This window comes from Herbiconiux oxytropis, assembly GCF_024979315.1.
Classification (GTDB): Bacteria; Actinomycetota; Actinomycetes; order Actinomycetales; family Microbacteriaceae; genus Herbiconiux; species Herbiconiux oxytropis.
This window is the reverse complement of record NZ_JANLCK010000001.1, coordinates 1-16,538: the sequence shown is the minus strand read 5'-3', so window position 1 is coordinate 16,538 and position 16,538 is coordinate 1. Positions and strand designations below refer to the sequence as shown.

Sequence of the window (16,538 nt, the reverse complement as noted above, 5' to 3'; positions counted from 1 at the left end):
GCCTCCGCAGCCGACAACAGAACACAGAGAGCGCCACATGCTGGACAATCCGAGATCACCTCGTGTCAGGGCCGTGGCGAAACTCGCCAAGAGGGGAGCCCGGTCCGAGACCGGGCTCTTCCTGTTGGAGGGCCCGCAGGCAGTCAGCGAAGCGCTGGCCTACGGGGCCGAGCTGCTCGTCGAGCTCTACGCCACCCCCACCGCCCTCGAGCGGTACGGCGACATCGCGCGCCCCGCCGCCGACGCCGGCCTCGAGGTGGAGTTCGTGACCGAGCAGGTGCTCGACACCATGGCCGACACGGTCACGCCGCAGGGCTTCGTGGCGGTCTGCCGTCAGTTCCCCACCGCGGTCAAGGACATCTTCGCCGCCTCGCCGCGACTCATCGCGGTGCTCGAGGAGGTGCGCGATCCCGGCAACGCCGGCACCATCATCCGGGCGGCGGATGCTGCGGGCGCCGACGCCGTCATCCTCACCGGCCGCTCGGTCGATCTCTACAACCCCAAGGTGGTCCGCTCCACCACGGGCTCGCTCTTCCACCTCCCGGTGGCTCGCGAGGCGGCCCTCGGCGACATCGTCGAGCGCGCCCGCGAGGCCGGCCTGCAGGTGCTCGCCGCCGACATCAAGGGCGACGACCTGCTCGACGTGCGCACCGCGGGTGTGCTCGGCGCACCCACGGCCTGGGTCTTCGGCAATGAGGCGCGGGGCCTCGAAGACGAGCATCTCGCGCTCGTCGACCGCGCCGTCTCGCTGCCGATCTACGGCCAGGCGGAGTCGCTCAATCTCGCCACTGCGGCCTCCGTCTGCCTCTACGAGAGCGCGTTCGCCCACCGCTCCTGAGTGTTTCGCGTGCGTTTCGGTTCCGTCACGGATTCGCATGAGAGATTGCCGCCCCCCGTACGGGTGTGGTTGGGTGAGTGCCATGAACGCATCCACCGCCCCCGTTCGAGGCACAGAGGGTGCGGGAGCACCGCTCGTGGTGATCGACCATGTCGACAAGCACTTCGGCGAGCTCCATGTGCTTCGCGACATCACCACCACCGTCGCCCGCGGCGAGGTCGTCGTGGTGATCGGCCCGAGCGGGTCGGGCAAGTCCACGCTCTGCCGTGCCATCAACCGGCTCGAGACCATCGACTCCGGCATCATCTCTATCGACGGTCATGTGCTGCCGAGCGAGGGCCGGGAGCTCGCGAAGCTCCGGTCCGACGTCGGCATGGTGTTCCAGTCGTTCAACCTCTTCGCGCACAAGACGGTGCTGGAGAACGTGACGCTCGCCCCCATCAAGGTGCGCGGCCTCAGCCGAAAAGACGCCGAGAAGCGCGCCATGGAGCTGCTCGAGCGGGTGGGGGTCGCGAACCAGGCGAAGAAGATGCCCGCACAGCTCTCCGGCGGTCAGCAGCAGCGCGTGGCCATCGCCCGCTCGCTCGCGATGGAGCCCAAGCTCATCCTGCTCGACGAGCCCACGAGTGCGCTCGACCCCGAGATGATCAACGAGGTGCTCGACGTCATGGTCGGTCTCGCCAAAGACGGCATGACCATGATCGTCGTCACGCACGAGATGGGCTTCGCCCGGAAGGCCGCGGACCGCGTGATCTTCATGGCCGACGGCCGCATCGAAGAAGAGGCGGCACCCGAGGCCTTCTTCAACAACCCCCAGTCACCGAGAGCGAAGGACTTCCTCTCCAAGATCCTCGCCCACTAGGCGGGAACAGACCCGCCACAGCAGATGCGCGGGAAACAGCACACACGAGAGGTACGACCAATGAGGCACAAGAAGCTATCGTTCTTCGCACTCGCCGCGGCCACAGCAGTGGTCCTGACCGGATGCGCCGGAGGTGACGCCGGCGAGGCCGAAGTCACGCCCGAGGCAGCCCCCACCTTCGCCGCCGGCTCCACGATGGAGACCCTGGCGAGCGCGGGCGAGATCACGATCGGCACCAAGTTCGACCAGCCCCTGTTCGGTCTCGTCGGCCCGAGCGGCACGCCCGAGGGCTTCGACGTGGAGATCGGTAAGATCATCGCCGCCAAGCTCGGCATCGCCGAAGACGGCATCAACTGGGTCGAGACGGTCTCGGCCAACCGCGAGCCCTTCATCCAGAACGGCGAGGTCGACATCGTCGTGGCGACCTACACGATCAACGACAAGCGCAAAGAGGTCATCTCCTTCGCGGGTCCGTACTACGAGGCGGGCCAGTCCATCCTGACCCTGGCCGACAACGACGACATCAAGAGCGAGGACGACCTCGTGGGCCAGCCGGTCTGCTCGGTCACGGGTTCGACTCCTGCCGCGAACCTCGAGGAGCTCGGCGCCGAGGTCGTGCTGACCGACACCTACACGAACTGCCTGGAGCCGCTGCGCACGGGCTCCGTGGTCGCGGTCTCGACCGACAACGTCATCCTCGCGGGCCTCGCGGCCCAGAACGAGGGCGAGTTCAAGGTGGTGGGCGAGCCCTTCACCCAGGAGCCCTACGGCATCGGACTCGCGCTGGAAGACACGGAGTTCCGCGACTGGATCAACGACGTGCTCGAGGAGTCCTACGAGGACGGCTCGTACGAAGCGGCCTGGGACGAGACGGCCGGCGCCGTGCTGCCCTTCGTCGACCCGCCCGCGGTGGATCGCTACTAGTCACCCGCCCTGCCGGTGAGGGGTGCCTCCGGGCACCCCTCACCTCGCATGAGAACAACAGGAAGGAGCGCGGGTGAACGTCGTCATCGACAACCTGCCCCTGTACCTCGAGGGCTTCGCGCAGACGCTGTCGCTGCTCGTGATCTCGGGGCTCGCCGCTCTCGTGGTCGGAACGATCGTGGCGGTGATGCGGATCTCGCCGATCCCGTCGCTGTCGGGATTCGCCGCCGTCTACACCGAGCTGCTGCGCAACACTCCGCTGACCCTCGTGCTGTTCTTCTGCGCCATCATCCTGCCCTACCTCGGTTCGGAGCTTCCCTACTTCTGGTGCGCCATCATCGGCCTCACCGCCTACACGTCGCCGTTCGTGGCCGAGGCGATCCGCTCGGGCGTGAACGGCGTGCCCATCGGACAGGCCGAGGCCGCTCGCAGCCTCGGGCTCGGCTTCGGCCAGACGGTGGGGATCATCATCTTCCCGCAGGCCATCCGGATGGTCATCCCGCCGCTCATCAACGTCCTGATCGCGCTCACCAAGAACACCTCGGTGGCCGGCGCCTTCTTCGTGGCCGAGCTCTTCGGCGTCGGCCGCACCCTCGCCAACGCGAACGGCAACGCGGTGGTCGCGGTCCTCCTGGCCGTCGCCACCTTCTACCTCCTCATCACCATCCCGCTCGGCATCCTCGCCGGCCGGCTCGAGAAGAAGTTCGTGGTGCAGCGATGAGCGCTCCCTCCGTCCTGTTCGACGCCCCCGGCCCCCTGGCCCGACGCCGCTCCCGCATCGCCTCGGTGATCGTCATCCTCGTGCTCGCGGCGGGCGCTGCCTGGGTGGTCTACACCCTCGCCCAGCCGCGCGACTCCGGCGGCATCACCCTGCCCGGCTTCTTCGACTGGAGCCGCTGGGAGCGGCTGGTCACCGACCCGGAGTTCTGGACCTTCGTCGGCCGGGGCCTCCTGGCCACCCTGCAGGCCGCCGCCATCGCGGCCGTCATCGCGATCGTGGTGGGCGTGCTGTTCGCGCTCCTGCGCACCTCGCCGAAGGCCGTGGTGCGCGTGCCGGTCACGATCGTGCTCGAGTTCGTGCGCGGCATGCCCGTGCTGCTCATGATGTTCTTCATCCTGCTCGTGGCCTCCACGGGGGCGTTCTGGGCCGTGGTGCTCGGGCTCGGACTCTACAACGGCGCCATCATCGGAGAGGCCCTCCGCGCAGGCATCGCCTCCCTTCCGCGCGGCCAGAAAGAGGCGGGGCTGAGCCTCGGCCTCACCCGGCTGCAGACCAAGATGCTGATCGAGTTCCCGCAGGCCTTCCGGCAGATGCTGCCGATCATCCTGGCGCAGCTCGTCGTGCTCCTGAAAGACACGAGCCTCGGCTTCATCGTGGGCTACAACGAGCTCATCCGCGTGACGATGAACAACCTCTCGGCCTACTACGGCAACCGGTTCCTGTTCACCCTCTTCGTCATCACGCTCGTGATCTACCTCACGGTCAACCTCACGTTCTCGTGGGTCACGCGCCGGATCGCGGCCCGCAGTGCCCGCAAGCGCGGTGCCGCCGCGAAGAAGACCATCGCCGGCCCCCTCGATCCCGCCGACGCCACGACCGAGTGAGCCGGTGCGCTGCCCGAACGCGCAGCGCTTCTCGTAGTCTCGACTGGAACCGTCGAGCTCATTCGCACCACGATGGACAATCTCACGATCCGCAATGGGCAGCATGAGGTATGCTCATGTAGTCATGTCGGAACGTCGAGACCATGAGCACGGCCGGGTCTCTGTCTGGCGAACCCACCGTGCTGCATTTGCGAGCGGAGCGATCAGTGCGCCGCTGATGATCACCGGCTTCGGCGTGGCCATCGTGGTGATCGCCCTCGGTTTGATTGCGATGGTCGCTCTCTCCGCTCTGGCCACTTCCTCCAACAGGGTGGTCGAGTCGTTCATGCCGTTGACCTGGTGGATCGCAGGCGGCGCTATCGTCGGTGCGATCGGCTTCGTCGTCAGTGTGATCTCTTTTCGTCGGCACGGACGGAGAGCGCCCAAGATCGCAACCCTGGTCGCCGGCGTGATCTCGGCTATGCCGTCTCTTATCCTTGCCGCTCTGATCTCGGCCTCGGTGTCGGCGGCAACGACGCCTGTGCCTTTTCCACAGTCCACCTACCCGGAGTACAACCCAGGACTGGCGCTAGGTGTGGTGGTGATCTTCGTCATGACTGAATCCCTGGTCGGGGGCTTGACCTGGGTCCTGGTCGACGTGCTCTTCGCTGCACTGGACCGAGGCGGGCAGTAGTGACGAGCGATCCCGTGAACGCGGCGACGGATCGGCGTCAGGCCGCGTAAACTTGTGACTCGTGTCTGAACCCATCGCCATCACCGAGCAGGCGGTGAACGACGCGGTCGACGCGGCGCTCTCCGCCCTCGCGACCGCCACCGATTCCGCCTCCCTGCGCGCCGTGCGCTCCGAGCACGCCGGAGAGGCTTCGGCGCTCGCGCAGTTCAACGCGCAGATCAAGGCGCTGCCCGGCGACCAGAAGGCCGCAGCGGGCAAGCTCGTGGGCCAGGCCCGTGCCCGGGTCAACCAGGCGATCGCGGCGCGTGAGACCGAGGTCGTCGCGCTCGAGGAAACCGCTCGGCTCGAGCGCGAGACGCTCGACGTGACGGCCGTCGCGAGCCGGCGCCGCATCGGCGCCCGCCATCCGCTCTCCCTGCTGCAGGACCGGATCGCCGACATCTTCGTGGGCATGGGCTGGGAAGTGGCCGAGGGCCCCGAGGTCGAGAGCGAGTGGTTCAACTTCGACGCCCTCAACTTCGACGCCGACCACCCCGCGCGCGCCATGCAGGACACCTTCTTCATCGACCCGCCTGAGGCCCACCTCGTGCTGCGCACGCACACGAGCCCCGTGCAGGTGCGGAGCCTGCTCGAACGCGACCTCCCGGTCTACGTCATCGCCCCCGGCCGCGTCTACCGCACCGACGAGCTCGACGCCACGCACACCCCCGTGTTCAGCCAGGTCGAGGGCATCGCCATCGACAAGGGCCTCACCATGGCGCACCTGCGCGGCACGCTCGAGCACTTCGCCACGCAGATGTTCGGCGAGGGCGCCAAGATCCGCCTGCGCCCGAACTACTTCCCGTTCACCGAGCCCAGCGCCGAGATGGACGTCTGGCAGCCGAACGCCAAGGGCGGCGCGCGCTGGGTGGAGTGGGGCGGCTGCGGCATGGTCAACCCCAACGTGCTCCGCTCGGCGGGCATCGATCCCGACGAGTACTCGGGCTTCGCGTTCGGCATGGGCATCGAGCGCACCCTGCAGTTCCGCAACGATCTCAACGACATGCGCGACATGGTCGAGGGCGACGTGCGCTTCTCCCAGCAATTCGGAATGGTGGTCTGACATGCGAGTACCGATCTCCTGGCTCGCCGAGTACGTCGACCTGCCCGCCGACGCGTCGATCGACGCGATCCACGCCGCCCTCGTGAAGGTCGGCCTCGAGGAGGAGGGCTCGCACGGCTTCGAGCTCACCGGCCCCATCGTCGTGGGGCAGGTGCTCGAGTTCGTCGAGGAGCCCCAGAAGAACGGCAAGGTCATCCGCTGGTGCCAGGTGCGCGTGGCGCCCGAGGGCGAGACGGCGGCGGATGGCGGACCGGCCGTGCACGGTATCGTCTGCGGCGCCGGCAACTTCTTCGAGGGCGACAAGGTCGTGGTCACGCTCCCGGGCGCGGTGCTGCCGGGCGACTTCCACATCGCTCCGCGGAAGACCTACGGCCACGTCTCCGACGGCATGATCGCCTCGGCGCGCGAGCTCGGCCTCGGCGAAGACCACGACGGCATCCTGCGCCTGGCGACCCTCGGCCTCGACCCCGAGGTGGGCACGGACGCCATCGCGCTGCTCGGTCTCGACGACGCGGCCGTCGAGGTCAACGTCACGCCGGATCGCGGCTACGCATTCTCCATCCGCGGCATCGCCCGCGAGTACTCGCACTCCACCGGTGCGGCCTTCCGCGACCCCGTCGACCGTGTCATCACCGCGACCGGCACCGGATTCCCCGTGGCCATCCACGACGAGGCGCCCATCCGGGGCCGTGTCGGCGCCACGGTGTTCGTCACGCGCGTGGTGCGCGAGGTGGATCCGACCCGCCCGTCGCCCGCGTGGCTGGTCTCCCGGCTCAAGCTCGCCGGCATCCGCTCGATCTCGCTCGTGGTCGACATCACCAACTACGTGATGCTCGAGTTCGGTCAGCCCCTGCACGGCTACGACCTGGATGCGCTCACCGGCGGCATCACCGTGCGCCGGGCGAACGAGGGGGAGACCCTCGAGACACTCGACGGCCAGACCAGGAAGCTCGACCCCGAAGACCTCGTGATCGCCGACGGCAGCGGCGCCATCGGCCTCGCCGGCGTGATGGGCGGAGCGGCCACCGAGATCGGCGACGGCACCACGAACGTGCTGATCGAGGCCGCGAACTTCGACCCCGTGTCGATCGCCCGCACCGCCCGCCGGCACAAGCTGCCGAGCGAGGCCTCGCGCCGGTTCGAGCGCGGTGTCGACCCCAAGGTGGCCGAGGCCGCAGCCGCCCGCGCGGTGGAGCTGCTCGAGTCGCTCGCCGGCGGCCGGGCCGACGGTCTCGGATCGCTGCACCACGAGCACGCCGAGCCGGGGGCGGTGACGGTGCCGTTCGGGTACGTCTCCGGGCTCGTGGGGGTCGACTTCACCGACGACGAGATCTCCGGGTCGCTCGCCGAGATCGGAGCCACGGTCGAGGAGACCGCGGCCGGGCTCGTCGTGGTGCCGCCATCGTGGCGTCCCGACCTCACCGATAAGGCCTCGCTCGCCGAGGAGGTGGCCCGCATCGTGGGCTACGACCGCATCCCGAGCATCCTGCCGGTCGCCCCTCCTGGGCGCGGCCTCTCGGTCTCGCAGGTGACCCGTCGCCGCGTGGCCGATGTGCTGGCCGCGGGCGGTCTCACCGAGGTGCTCGCGTACCCCTTCATCGGCTCCGCCATGAACGCGGCCTTCGGCAGTGCCGACGCCAGCGAGGTGCCCGCCATCCGCGTGGCCAACCCGCTCGACTCGGAGGCGGCGCTCCTGCGCACCTCCCTCATCCCCGGCCTCATCGAGATCGCACGCCGCAACCTCTCGCGCGGGCTCACCGACCTCGCGCTGTTCGAGCTCGGGCTCGTGTTCTCGCCCGAGGCGGGCCGCAGCTACGGCCAGGCCGACCTGCCGCTCGGCGCCCGTCTCCCAAGCGCCGAGGAGCTCGGCGAGCTGCACGGCGGCATCCCTCCCCAGCCGCGCCACGTGGGTGTGCTCGTGCTCGGCAACGCCGTCGACAAGCAGCCCGGGCAGCCCGCGGTGCCCGCGGGCGTCGCCGACGTGCTCGACGTCGTCGCGCTGCTCGAGTCCGCGCTCGCGGTCGAACTCCGGATCGCGCAGGGCAGGCACCAGTCGATGCACCCGGGTCGCACCGCCGAGCTCTTCATCGAGACCGCCGAGGGCGAGCGCGCTGTCGGCTTCGCAGGTGAACTGCTGCCTGCCCTCGCCGCCGAGCTCGATCTGCCGCGGGTCGTGGCCGTCGCCGAGCTCGACCTCGACGCCCTGATCGCCGCGGCGGGCACGACGATCGACGTGGCCCCCATCAGCGGCTTCCCTGCCGCCACCCAGGACCTCTCGCTCGTCGTCGCGGCCGATGTGCCGGCCGGAGACGTGCAGCGCGCGGTCACCGACGGCGCGGGAGAGCTCCTCGAGAGCATCCGCCTGGTCGACGACTACCGCGGAGGAGGGCTTCCGGAGGCCTCGAAGTCGCTCACATTCGCGCTGCGGTTCCGGGCGCCCGACCGCACTCTCACCGCGGCCGAGGCGAGCGACGCCAAGCTCGCTGGCGCTGCTCGCGCGGGCGAGCTCCACGACGCCGCCATCCGGGAGTAGCCCGCTGCACACGCACTAGATTGGATCCATGGTCTACACAGTCGCGATCGCGGGAGCGAGCGGATACGCCGGTGGCGAGGTGCTGCGGCTGCTCGCCGCGCACCCGGAGTTCGAGGTGCGCACGGTCACCGCGAACAAGAACGCCGGTCAGCGACTGATCGACGTGCAGCCGCACCTGCGGTCCTATGCCTCGCTCGTGCTGCAGAAGACCGACGTCGAGACGCTGAAGGGCCACGACGTGGTCTTTCTCGCGCTGCCGCACGGGCACTCGGGTGCGCTCGCGGCCGAGCTCGGCGACGCGAGCCTCGTGATCGACTGCGGCGCCGACCACCGGCTCACGAGCGCCTCGGCCTGGGAGACCTTCTACAAGTCGGAGTACCACGGCTCGTGGCCCTACGGCCTTCCCGAGCTCGTTCTCGCCGACGGCGGCAAGCAGCGCTCGAACCTCGAGGGGGTCTCGCGGATCGCGGTGCCCGGCTGCAACGTGACCGCGGTGAGCCTGGGGCTCGCCCCCGGCCTCCGCGCGGGTGTCATCCAGCCTGTCGACCTCGTGGCGGTGCTCGCCGTCGGCCCCTCGGGCGCCGGCAAGACCCTCCGCACCGACCTCCTCGCGAGCGAGATGCTCGGCTCGGCCCACGCCTACGGGGTCGGCGGCGTGCATCGCCACGTGCCCGAGATCGTGCAGAACCTGAGCGGCGCTTCGGGCGAGACGGTGACCGTCTCGTTCACCCCCGTGCTCGTGCCGATGGCGCGCGGCATCATCGCGACCTCCACCGCCAGGCTCGAGCCCGGGGTGAGCCCCGCCGACGTGCGCTCGGCCTGGGAGCTCGCCTACTCCGACGAGCCGTTCGTGCACCTGCTGCCCGAGGGGCAGTTCCCGCGGGTGGCCGACACCCTGGGCGCCAACACGGCGCTCATCGGCATCGCCGTCGACGAGGCCGCCGAGCGCGTGGTCACCGTCACCGCCCTCGACAACCTCGTGAAGGGCACGGCCGGAGCCGCCATCCAGTCCGCCAACATCGCGCTCGGCATCCCCGAGCAGACCGGCCTCGCCGTGAACGGAGTCGCCCCGTGAGTGGTGTCACCCATCCCGCCGGATTCGAAGCGGCCGGCGTGGTCGCGGGCCTGAAGTCCACGGGCGCACGCGACCTCGCGCTCGTCGTCAACCGCGGCCCGAAGTCGGCGGCGGCCGCCGTCTTCACGTCCAACCGCGCCAAGGCCAACCCGGTCATCTGGTCCGAGCAGGTGGTGCGCGATGGCCGCGTCGAAGCCGTCGTGCTCAACTCCGGCGGCGCCAACTGCTTCACCGGTGCCTTCGGCTTCCAGACCACCCACGCCACGGCCGAGGCCGTCGCGGCCGCCCTCGAGGTGTCGGCCTCCGACGTGCTCGTCTGCTCGACGGGCCTGATCGGCGTGGGCGACCAGGTCTTCCGCGACAAGATCCTCGACAACGTGCCCGTCGCCGCCGGCAAGCTCTCGGCCGAGGGCGGGGCGGATGCGGCGCTCGCCATCATGACGACCGATTCGAAGCCCAAGGAGGCCGTGGTCTCCTCACCAGCCGGCTGGTCGATCGGAGGCATGGCCAAGGGTGCCGGCATGCTCGCGCCGGGCCTGGCCACCATGCTCGTGGTCGTCACGACCGACACCGACCTCGACGCCGAGACCCTCGACCGGTCCCTCCGCGCCGCCACCCGGGTCACGTTCGACCGGGTCGACTCCGACGGCTGCATGTCGACCAACGACACCGTCGCCCTTCTGGCGTCGGGCGCCTCCGGTGTCGCCGCCGACGAGGCGGAGTTCACCGAGGCCCTCACCGCCCTCTGCCGCGATCTCGCGCTGCAGCTCCAGGCCGATGCGGAGGGCTCGAGCCACGACATCGCGATCGAGGTCGTGCACGCCGCCACGGAGGACGAGGCCGTGGTGGTCGGCCGTGCCGTCTCGCGCAGCAACCTCCTGAAGGCCGCCATCTTCGGCAACGATCCCAACTGGGGCCGCGTGCTCGCGGCTCTCGGCACGACGGATGCGGTGTTCGACCCGTACGAGATCGACGTCTCGATGAACGGCGTCATGGTCTGCCGCCGCGGTGAGCCGGGTGAGGACCGCGAGCTCGTCGACCTCACGCCCCGAGCCACGCACATCCTGATCGACCTGAAGTCGGGCGACGCCACGGCGACCATCTGGACCAACGACCTCACGCATGACTACGTGCACGAGAACAGCGCGTACGCCAGCTGATGGGCATCGAATCCCCGCAGTCCGAGTCCTCGCAGTCCGAGGCCGAGCTCGCTCACGTCAAGGCCGACACGCTGATCGAGTCGCTGCGCTGGCTGAAGCGCTACCACGGCCAGATCATCGTCGTGAAGTTCGGCGGCAACGCGATGGTCGACCCCGACCTCCAGCGCACCTTCGCCGAGGATATCGTGTACCTCCGCTACGCCGGCATCCGCCCGGTGGTCGTGCACGGAGGAGGTCCGCAGATCTCGAAGATGCTCGACCGGCTCGGCATCGAGAGCGAGTTCCGGGGCGGCTACCGCGTCACGAGCCCCGAGGCGATGGACGTGGTGCGCATGGTGCTCACCGGCCAGATCAGCCGTGACATCGTGAGCCACATCAACGAGCACGGACCGCTGGCCGCCGCGCTCTCGGGCGAGGACGCGGGACTGTTCGAGGGCAAGCGCCGCGGCGTGGAGATCGACGGCGAGCTCGTCGACCTCGGACTCGTGGGAGACGTCGTCGCCGTGAACCCGGAGGGCGTCATCGCGCAGCTCGACGCCGGCCGCATCCCCGTGGTCTCCTCCGTGGCGCCGGACGTCGACGCACCGGGCCAGGTGCTCAACGTCAACGCGGATGCCGCCGCCGCCGCGCTCGCCGTCTCCCTCGGCGCAGCCAAGCTCGTCATCCTCACCGACGTCGCGGGCCTCTACAGTGACTGGCCGAACCGCGACTCGCTCGTCTCGGTCATCGCGAGCGAGGAGCTCCGTGCCCTGCTGCCCTCGCTCGAGTCGGGCATGATCCCGAAGATGGCCGCCTGCCTCGAGGCGGTCGACGGGGGAGTGCCCAAGGCCGCGATCATCGACGGCCGTGAGCCTCACTCCATCCTGCTCGAGGTCTTCACCCAGGGCGGCGTCGGCACCGAGGTGATCGGCACAGCGACCGGTGGCGCCGAGCCCGTGCCGTCCCCGGCACCCTGACCTGCAGCATCCCCGACCCGCCACTGAACCGGAGGACCCCGTGCCCGGACCCGAGACCACGACCGAGACGTCCTGGAAGGACCGCTTCGACACCTCGATCATGCGCACCATGGGCATGCCCCTGCGCTATCTCGTGCGCGGCGAGGGCGCCTACGTCTGGGACGGAGACGGCAACCAGTACCTCGACTTCCTCGCGGGCATCGCGGTCAACTCGCTCGGCCACGCGCATCCGGTGTTCGTCGAGGCGGTCACGCGTCAGGCCTCCACGCTCGCGCACGTCTCGAACTACTTCTCGACCCCGCCGCAGCTCGAGCTCGCCGAACGTCTGACGCGCCTCACCGGCGCGGGGCAGGGCGGGCGGGCCTACTTCTGCAACTCCGGCGCCGAGGCCAACGAGGCGGCCTTCAAGCTCGCCCGGCTGAACTCGCACGGCCCGCGCACGCGCATCATCGCTCTCACCAACGCGTTCCACGGCCGCACCATGGGAGCGCTCGCGCTCACCGGCAAGCCCGCGATGCGCGAGCCGTTCGAGCCCGTGCCGGGTGGAGTCGAGCACATCGACACCACGATCGAGGCGCTCGAGGCCGCGCTCGACGACACGGTCGCCGCGCTCTTCCTCGAGCCCATCAAGGGCGAGGCCGGCGTGCTCGAGCTGCCCGAGGGCTTCCTGCAGCGTGCCCGCGAGCTCACCGAGCAGCACGGCGCGCTGCTCATCCTCGACGAGATCCAGACGGGTGTGGGGCGCACGGGTGCCTGGTTCTCGTACATGAACGCCGGCGTGGTCCCGGATGCCGTCACCATCGCCAAGGGCATGGCCGGCGGCTTCCCGATCGGCTCGCTCGTGACCTTCGGCTGGGCGTCCGACCTCTTCTCCCGTGGTCAGCATGGCAGCACCTTCGGCGGCAACCCGCTCGCCGCGGCGACCGCCAACGCCGTGCTCGGCGAGATCGAGTCGGCAGGACTGGTGCAGAACGCAGCTCGCCGTGGCGCCGAGATCCGGGACATCATCGCGCGGATCGAGTCGCCGTTCGTCTCGGAGATCCGGGGACAGGGTCTCCTCATCGGCGTGGGTCTCAGCGAGCCGATCGCCGGCCGGATCGCGGATGCCGCACTCGAGAACGGTCTCATCATCAACGCGCCCAACGACTCGAGCCTGCGCATCGCGCCGCCGCTCATCATCGGCGACGACGAGGTGCGCGAATTCGGCGTGCGTCTCGGCCGCGCGTTCGAATCGCTATCCTGATCCTTTCGACACCGATCCCCGAGGCGAGCATGACCAGGCACTTCCTTCGCGACGACGACATCACTCCGGCCGAGCAGAGCACCATCCTCGACCTCGCGGTGCGCCTGAAGCGAGACCGCTTCCAGGCCCGCCCGCTCGAGGGCCCGCAGACCGTCGCGGTGATCTTCGACAAGTCCTCCACGCGCACGAGAGTGTCGTTCGCCGTGGGCATCGCCGACCTCGGCGGCATCCCGCTCATCATCTCGACGGCGTCGAGCCAGCTGGGCGGCAAGGAGACGGCGTCCGACACCGCCCGCGTGCTCGAGCGCCAGGTGGCCGCCATCGTGTGGCGCACCTACGCGCAGTCGGGCCTCGAGGAGATGGCCGCGGGCACGAGGGTGCCGGTGGTCAATGCGCTGTCGGACGACTTCCACCCCTGTCAGCTGCTCGCCGACTTCCTGACCATCCGCGAGCACCGCGGCGACCTCGCGGGCCTCACGGTCTCCTTCCTCGGTGACGGCGCGAGCAACATGGCGCAGTCCTACCTGCTGGCCGGTGCCACCGCCGGCATGCACGTGCGGATCGCGTGCCCTGCCGAGTACTCGCCCGCCGCCGACGTGGTCGCGGCAGCCCGCGCGCGCGCCGCCGAGACGGGCGGCTCGATCTCGGTGATCCCGGATCCGGTCGCGGCAGCCGACGGCGCCGACGTGATCGTCACCGACACCTGGGTCTCGATGGGCAAGGAGGACGAGAAGGCGGCGCGCGTGAAGACGTTCGGCGGCTACCAGGTCGACACCGCCCTGATGGCGCGTGCCAAGGACGACGCCCTCTTCCTGCACTGCCTGCCCGCGGATCGGGGCTACGAGGTCGCGGCCGAGGTGATCGACGGGCCGCAGAGCGTGATCTGGGACGAGGCGGAGAACCGCCTGCACGCTCAGAAGGCGCTGCTCGTGTGGCTGTTCGAGCAGAACGCGGCCGACACCGCTCCGGCGCGGAAGGCGGGATTCTGATGACCGACGATCTGAGCAACCGGGCCGCGGAGGCCGGCGCGCTCTGGGGAGGGCGCTTCTCCGGTGGCCCTGCTCCCGAGCTGGCCGAGCTGAGCCGTTCCACACACTTCGACTGGCAGCTCGCGCAGTATGACATCGCGGGCTCCCGCGCCCACGCCAGGGCGCTCGCCCGCGCGGGCTATCTCTCGGCCGAGGAGCTGGCGGGAATGCTCGGCGCACTCGACCAGCTGGCCGAGGCGGTCGACAGCGGTGCCTTCAGCCCCGAGCCCACCGACGAAGACGTGCACTCTGCCCTCGAGCGCGGCCTGATCGAGTTCTCCGGGCCCGAGCTCGGAGGCAAGCTGAGGGCGGGTCGAAGCCGCAACGACCAGATCGCCACACTCGTGCGCATGCTCCTCAGAGACCACGCGGCCACGATCACGCGAATGCTCGTCGACCTGATCGACGCCACGGCGTCCCAGGCCGAGGCCCACTTCGAGGCGATCCTGCCCGGCCGCACGCACCTGCAGCACGCGCAGCCGGTGCTGCTCGCCCACCAGCTGCTCGCGCACTGCTGGCCGCTCGTGCGCGACATCGAGCGCCTCCGCGACTGGGATGCGCGGGCGAACGCCTCGCCCTACGGATCGGGTGCGCTCGCCGGCAACACCCTCGGCCTCGATGCCGAGCTCGTGGCGCACGACCTCGGCTTCGCCCACGGGGTGGAGAACTCCATCGACGGCACGGCGGCCCGAGACGTCGTGGCCGAGTTCGCCTACGTCATGGCCCAGATCGGCATCGACCTCTCCCGCTTCGCGGAGGAGATCATCATCTGGAACACCAAGGAGTTCGGCTTCGTCACGCTCTCGGACTCGTACTCCACGGGATCGTCGATCATGCCGCAGAAGAAGAACCCCGACATCGCCGAGCTCGCGCGCGGCAAGTCCGGCAGGCTGATCGGCAACCTCGCGGGGCTGCTCGCCACCTTGAAGGGCCTCCCGCTCGCGTACAACCGCGACCTGCAGGAGGACAAGGAGCCCGTCTTCGACTCGATCAAGACGCTCGAGGTGCTCCTGCCCGCCTTCACCGGCATGGTCGCCACCCTCACCTTCCACGCCGAGCGGATGGCGGAGCTCGCGCCGCAGGGCTTCTCGCTGGCGACCGACGTGGCCGAATGGCTGGTCAAGCAGCACGTCACCTTCCGGGACGCCCACGAGATCACGGGCTCCCTGGTGAAGTTCGCGGAAGACCATGGCCTCGACCTCGACGAGCTGACCGACGAGCAGTTCGCCGCGATCTCGCCGCACCTGACGCCCGCGGTGCGGGAGGTGCTCACGATCGAGGGGTCGGTCTCGAGTCGGGACGGCTCCGGCGGAACCGCCGGCGTGCGCGTGCGCGAGCAGCGCGCCGCCCTGACCGAACGTGTCCGGGCGCTCGTCACCCAGACCCGTGCCCTTCCCGGGAGCGGAGCATGAGCGCATCGAAGCGTCCCGCCGACTCCGGCGACCCGTCGAAAAGACCCAAGGAGGGGTTCTGGTACCGCCCGCTGTCCAAGCGCGCGACCGTCATCCTCGCCTGCGTGGCCGGCGCGATCATCGTCGGAGCCCTGATCGCCACCCCTCTGCTCGGCGTCTCACTGTTCTGAGCCACGGGGCATGATCGACTTCAGCGCCGACGCCCTCGAGGTCGCGCCGTTCCTCCTCGGCGCCGTGCTCTCGCACGACTCCCCGGAGGGCGTCGTCGCGGTGCGCATCACCGAGGTCGAGGCCTATCTCGGTGAGGGAGTCGATCCCGGATCGCATGCGTTCCGCGGTCGTTCGAAGCGGACGGCCTCGATGTTCGGTGAGCCCGGGCGGCTCTACTCGTACTTCACCTACGGGATGCACGTGTGCGCCAACGTGGTGTGCTCACCCCAGGGGGAGGCGTCCGCCGTGCTGCTGCGCGGAGGGGAGATCGTGATCGGCACGGATCTCGCCCGCGTCCGTCGCCCGACGGCGAGGTCGGATCACACGCTGGCCAGGGGGCCGGCAAATCTCGTCCGTGCTCTGGGGATCGCGCTCGGCGAGGACGGATCACGCCTTGACGTGGCACCGTTCGGTCTCGTCCCGCCGGCGTCGGTTGCGACGGAGGTGGCAGTGTCGCTCCGCACCGGAGTCAGCGGAGCCGGGGGAGTGGAGCCCTTCGCCTGGAGGTTCTTCCTGCCGGGCGAGCCGACCGTGTCTCCCTACAAGCGCCATCCGAAGGCCGGATCCGCGGATTTCCGGGGCGACACGCCCGGGATGCAGGCATGATTTGCGGGGTCCGAAACATCCACGTAATCTTCTAACTCGTCACCCCACAGGTGCGGAAAGCGGAAGAGCTTACCGGCCTCAAGCGGGACATCAATCCGATTCGCTTCTATTCCGGGACTTCTCTTGAAGAGTCCTGGTTCGAAGCGTAGGATTAACCCCTCCCAGTTCGTTGAACTCCGTAAGTCGGTTTGACAAACGGAATGCGAATGGTAGGGTTGTGAAGTTGCCCGGAGGGCCGCCAGTTCTGCTGGTGGGGCCGGTGCGTCCGATCCTTGAGAACTCAACAGCGTGCACAATGTCAAATGCCAAAA

16 protein-coding genes are annotated in these 16,538 nt (G+C 69.4%); all 16 read left to right on the top strand.

All coding sequences use genetic code 11. The features are described 5' to 3' along the window. Positions 1-37: 37 nt before the first annotated feature. Positions 38-838 (top strand): TrmH family RNA methyltransferase, encoded by an 801-nt coding sequence (locus N1028_RS00080; RefSeq protein ID WP_259524711.1) that lies wholly within the window; start codon positions 38-40, stop codon positions 836-838. 82 nt (positions 839-920) lie between these two features. Then, positions 921-1,700: an amino acid ABC transporter ATP-binding protein gene (locus tag N1028_RS00075; RefSeq protein ID WP_259524710.1), complete on the top strand. Its 780-nt coding sequence runs from the start codon at positions 921-923 to the stop codon at positions 1,698-1,700. A gap of 60 nt (positions 1,701-1,760) precedes the next feature. Beyond that, positions 1,761-2,624, top strand: coding sequence for a glutamate ABC transporter substrate-binding protein (locus N1028_RS00070; RefSeq protein ID WP_259524709.1), 864 nt, complete (start codon positions 1,761-1,763; stop codon positions 2,622-2,624). Between the two features lie 73 nt (positions 2,625-2,697). Next, a complete protein-coding gene (locus N1028_RS00065; RefSeq protein WP_259524708.1) occupies positions 2,698-3,345 on the top strand; it encodes an amino acid ABC transporter permease in 648 nt (215 codons plus the stop codon). Further along, entirely contained in the window at positions 3,342-4,229 is an 888-nt protein-coding gene (locus N1028_RS00060) for an amino acid ABC transporter permease (protein ID WP_259524707.1), read from the top strand. The genes N1028_RS00065 and N1028_RS00060 overlap by 4 nt, the downstream gene beginning before the upstream one ends. A 124-nt stretch (positions 4,230-4,353) precedes the next feature. Next, positions 4,354-4,902: a hypothetical protein gene (locus tag N1028_RS00055; protein ID WP_259524706.1), complete on the top strand. Its 549-nt coding sequence runs from the start codon at positions 4,354-4,356 to the stop codon at positions 4,900-4,902. Positions 4,903-4,963: 61 nt separating this feature from the next. After that, positions 4,964-6,004, top strand: coding sequence for a phenylalanine--tRNA ligase subunit alpha (gene pheS / locus N1028_RS00050; protein WP_259524705.1), 1,041 nt, complete (start codon positions 4,964-4,966; stop codon positions 6,002-6,004). Between the two features lies 1 nt (position 6,005). Next, a complete protein-coding gene (pheT, locus tag N1028_RS00045) occupies positions 6,006-8,537 on the top strand; it encodes a phenylalanine--tRNA ligase subunit beta (protein WP_259524704.1) in 2,532 nt (843 codons plus the stop codon). Positions 8,538-8,565: 28 nt separating this feature from the next. Next, a complete protein-coding gene (gene argC / locus N1028_RS00040) occupies positions 8,566-9,612 on the top strand; it encodes an N-acetyl-gamma-glutamyl-phosphate reductase (RefSeq protein WP_259524703.1) in 1,047 nt (348 codons plus the stop codon). After that, positions 9,609-10,772: a bifunctional glutamate N-acetyltransferase/amino-acid acetyltransferase ArgJ gene (argJ, locus tag N1028_RS00035; protein ID WP_259524702.1), complete on the top strand. Its 1,164-nt coding sequence runs from the start codon at positions 9,609-9,611 to the stop codon at positions 10,770-10,772. The genes argC and argJ overlap by 4 nt, the downstream gene beginning before the upstream one ends. Continuing rightward, entirely contained in the window at positions 10,772-11,728 is a 957-nt protein-coding gene (gene argB / locus N1028_RS00030; protein ID WP_259524701.1) for an acetylglutamate kinase, read from the top strand. The genes argJ and argB overlap by 1 nt, the downstream gene beginning before the upstream one ends. Positions 11,729-11,768: 40 nt before the next feature. Further along, positions 11,769-12,971: an acetylornithine transaminase gene (locus tag N1028_RS00025; protein ID WP_259524700.1), complete on the top strand. Its 1,203-nt coding sequence runs from the start codon at positions 11,769-11,771 to the stop codon at positions 12,969-12,971. 29 nt (positions 12,972-13,000) lie between these two features. Continuing rightward, positions 13,001-13,960, top strand: a complete 960-nt coding sequence (argF, locus tag N1028_RS00020; RefSeq protein ID WP_259524699.1) for an ornithine carbamoyltransferase — start codon at positions 13,001-13,003, stop codon at positions 13,958-13,960. Beyond that, the gene (gene argH, locus N1028_RS00015) at positions 13,960-15,411 is read left to right on the top strand and encodes an argininosuccinate lyase (protein ID WP_259524698.1); all 1,452 of its coding nucleotides are present in this window, start codon (positions 13,960-13,962) and stop codon (positions 15,409-15,411) included. The genes argF and argH overlap by 1 nt, the downstream gene beginning before the upstream one ends. Continuing rightward, positions 15,408-15,581 carry a hypothetical protein gene (locus tag N1028_RS00010; RefSeq protein ID WP_259524697.1) on the top strand — a complete coding sequence of 58 codons (174 nt, stop codon included), beginning with the start codon at positions 15,408-15,410 and terminating at the stop codon, positions 15,579-15,581. The genes argH and N1028_RS00010 overlap by 4 nt, the downstream gene beginning before the upstream one ends. Before the next feature lie 10 nt (positions 15,582-15,591). After that, a complete protein-coding gene (locus N1028_RS00005) occupies positions 15,592-16,227 on the top strand; it encodes a DNA-3-methyladenine glycosylase (protein WP_259524696.1) in 636 nt (211 codons plus the stop codon). The last annotated feature ends 311 nt before the right edge of the window (positions 16,228-16,538 follow it).

What these genes read in the sequence shown, in the direction of transcription:
- argF (WP_259524699.1), top strand. Translation starts at nt 13,001, where the DNA reads ATGACCAGGCACTTCCTTCGCGACGACGACATCACTCCGGCCGAGCAG.
- N1028_RS00010 (WP_259524697.1), top strand. Translation starts at nt 15,408, where the DNA reads ATGAGCGCATCGAAGCGTCCCGCCGACTCCGGCGACCCGTCGAAAAGA.
- argC (WP_259524703.1), top strand. Translation starts at nt 8,566, where the DNA reads ATGGTCTACACAGTCGCGATCGCGGGAGCGAGCGGATACGCCGGTGGC.
- N1028_RS00005 (WP_259524696.1), top strand. Translation starts at nt 15,592, where the DNA reads ATGATCGACTTCAGCGCCGACGCCCTCGAGGTCGCGCCGTTCCTCCTC.
- pheT (WP_259524704.1), top strand. Translation starts at nt 6,006, where the DNA reads ATGCGAGTACCGATCTCCTGGCTCGCCGAGTACGTCGACCTGCCCGCC.
- N1028_RS00060 (WP_259524707.1), top strand. Translation starts at nt 3,342, where the DNA reads ATGAGCGCTCCCTCCGTCCTGTTCGACGCCCCCGGCCCCCTGGCCCGA.
- argB (WP_259524701.1), top strand. Translation starts at nt 10,772, where the DNA reads ATGGGCATCGAATCCCCGCAGTCCGAGTCCTCGCAGTCCGAGGCCGAG.
- N1028_RS00080 (WP_259524711.1), top strand. Translation starts at nt 38, where the DNA reads ATGCTGGACAATCCGAGATCACCTCGTGTCAGGGCCGTGGCGAAACTC.
- N1028_RS00055 (WP_259524706.1), top strand. Translation starts at nt 4,354, where the DNA reads ATGTCGGAACGTCGAGACCATGAGCACGGCCGGGTCTCTGTCTGGCGA.
- N1028_RS00070 (WP_259524709.1), top strand. Translation starts at nt 1,761, where the DNA reads ATGAGGCACAAGAAGCTATCGTTCTTCGCACTCGCCGCGGCCACAGCA.
- argH (WP_259524698.1), top strand. Translation starts at nt 13,960, where the DNA reads ATGACCGACGATCTGAGCAACCGGGCCGCGGAGGCCGGCGCGCTCTGG.
- N1028_RS00075 (WP_259524710.1), top strand. Translation starts at nt 921, where the DNA reads ATGAACGCATCCACCGCCCCCGTTCGAGGCACAGAGGGTGCGGGAGCA.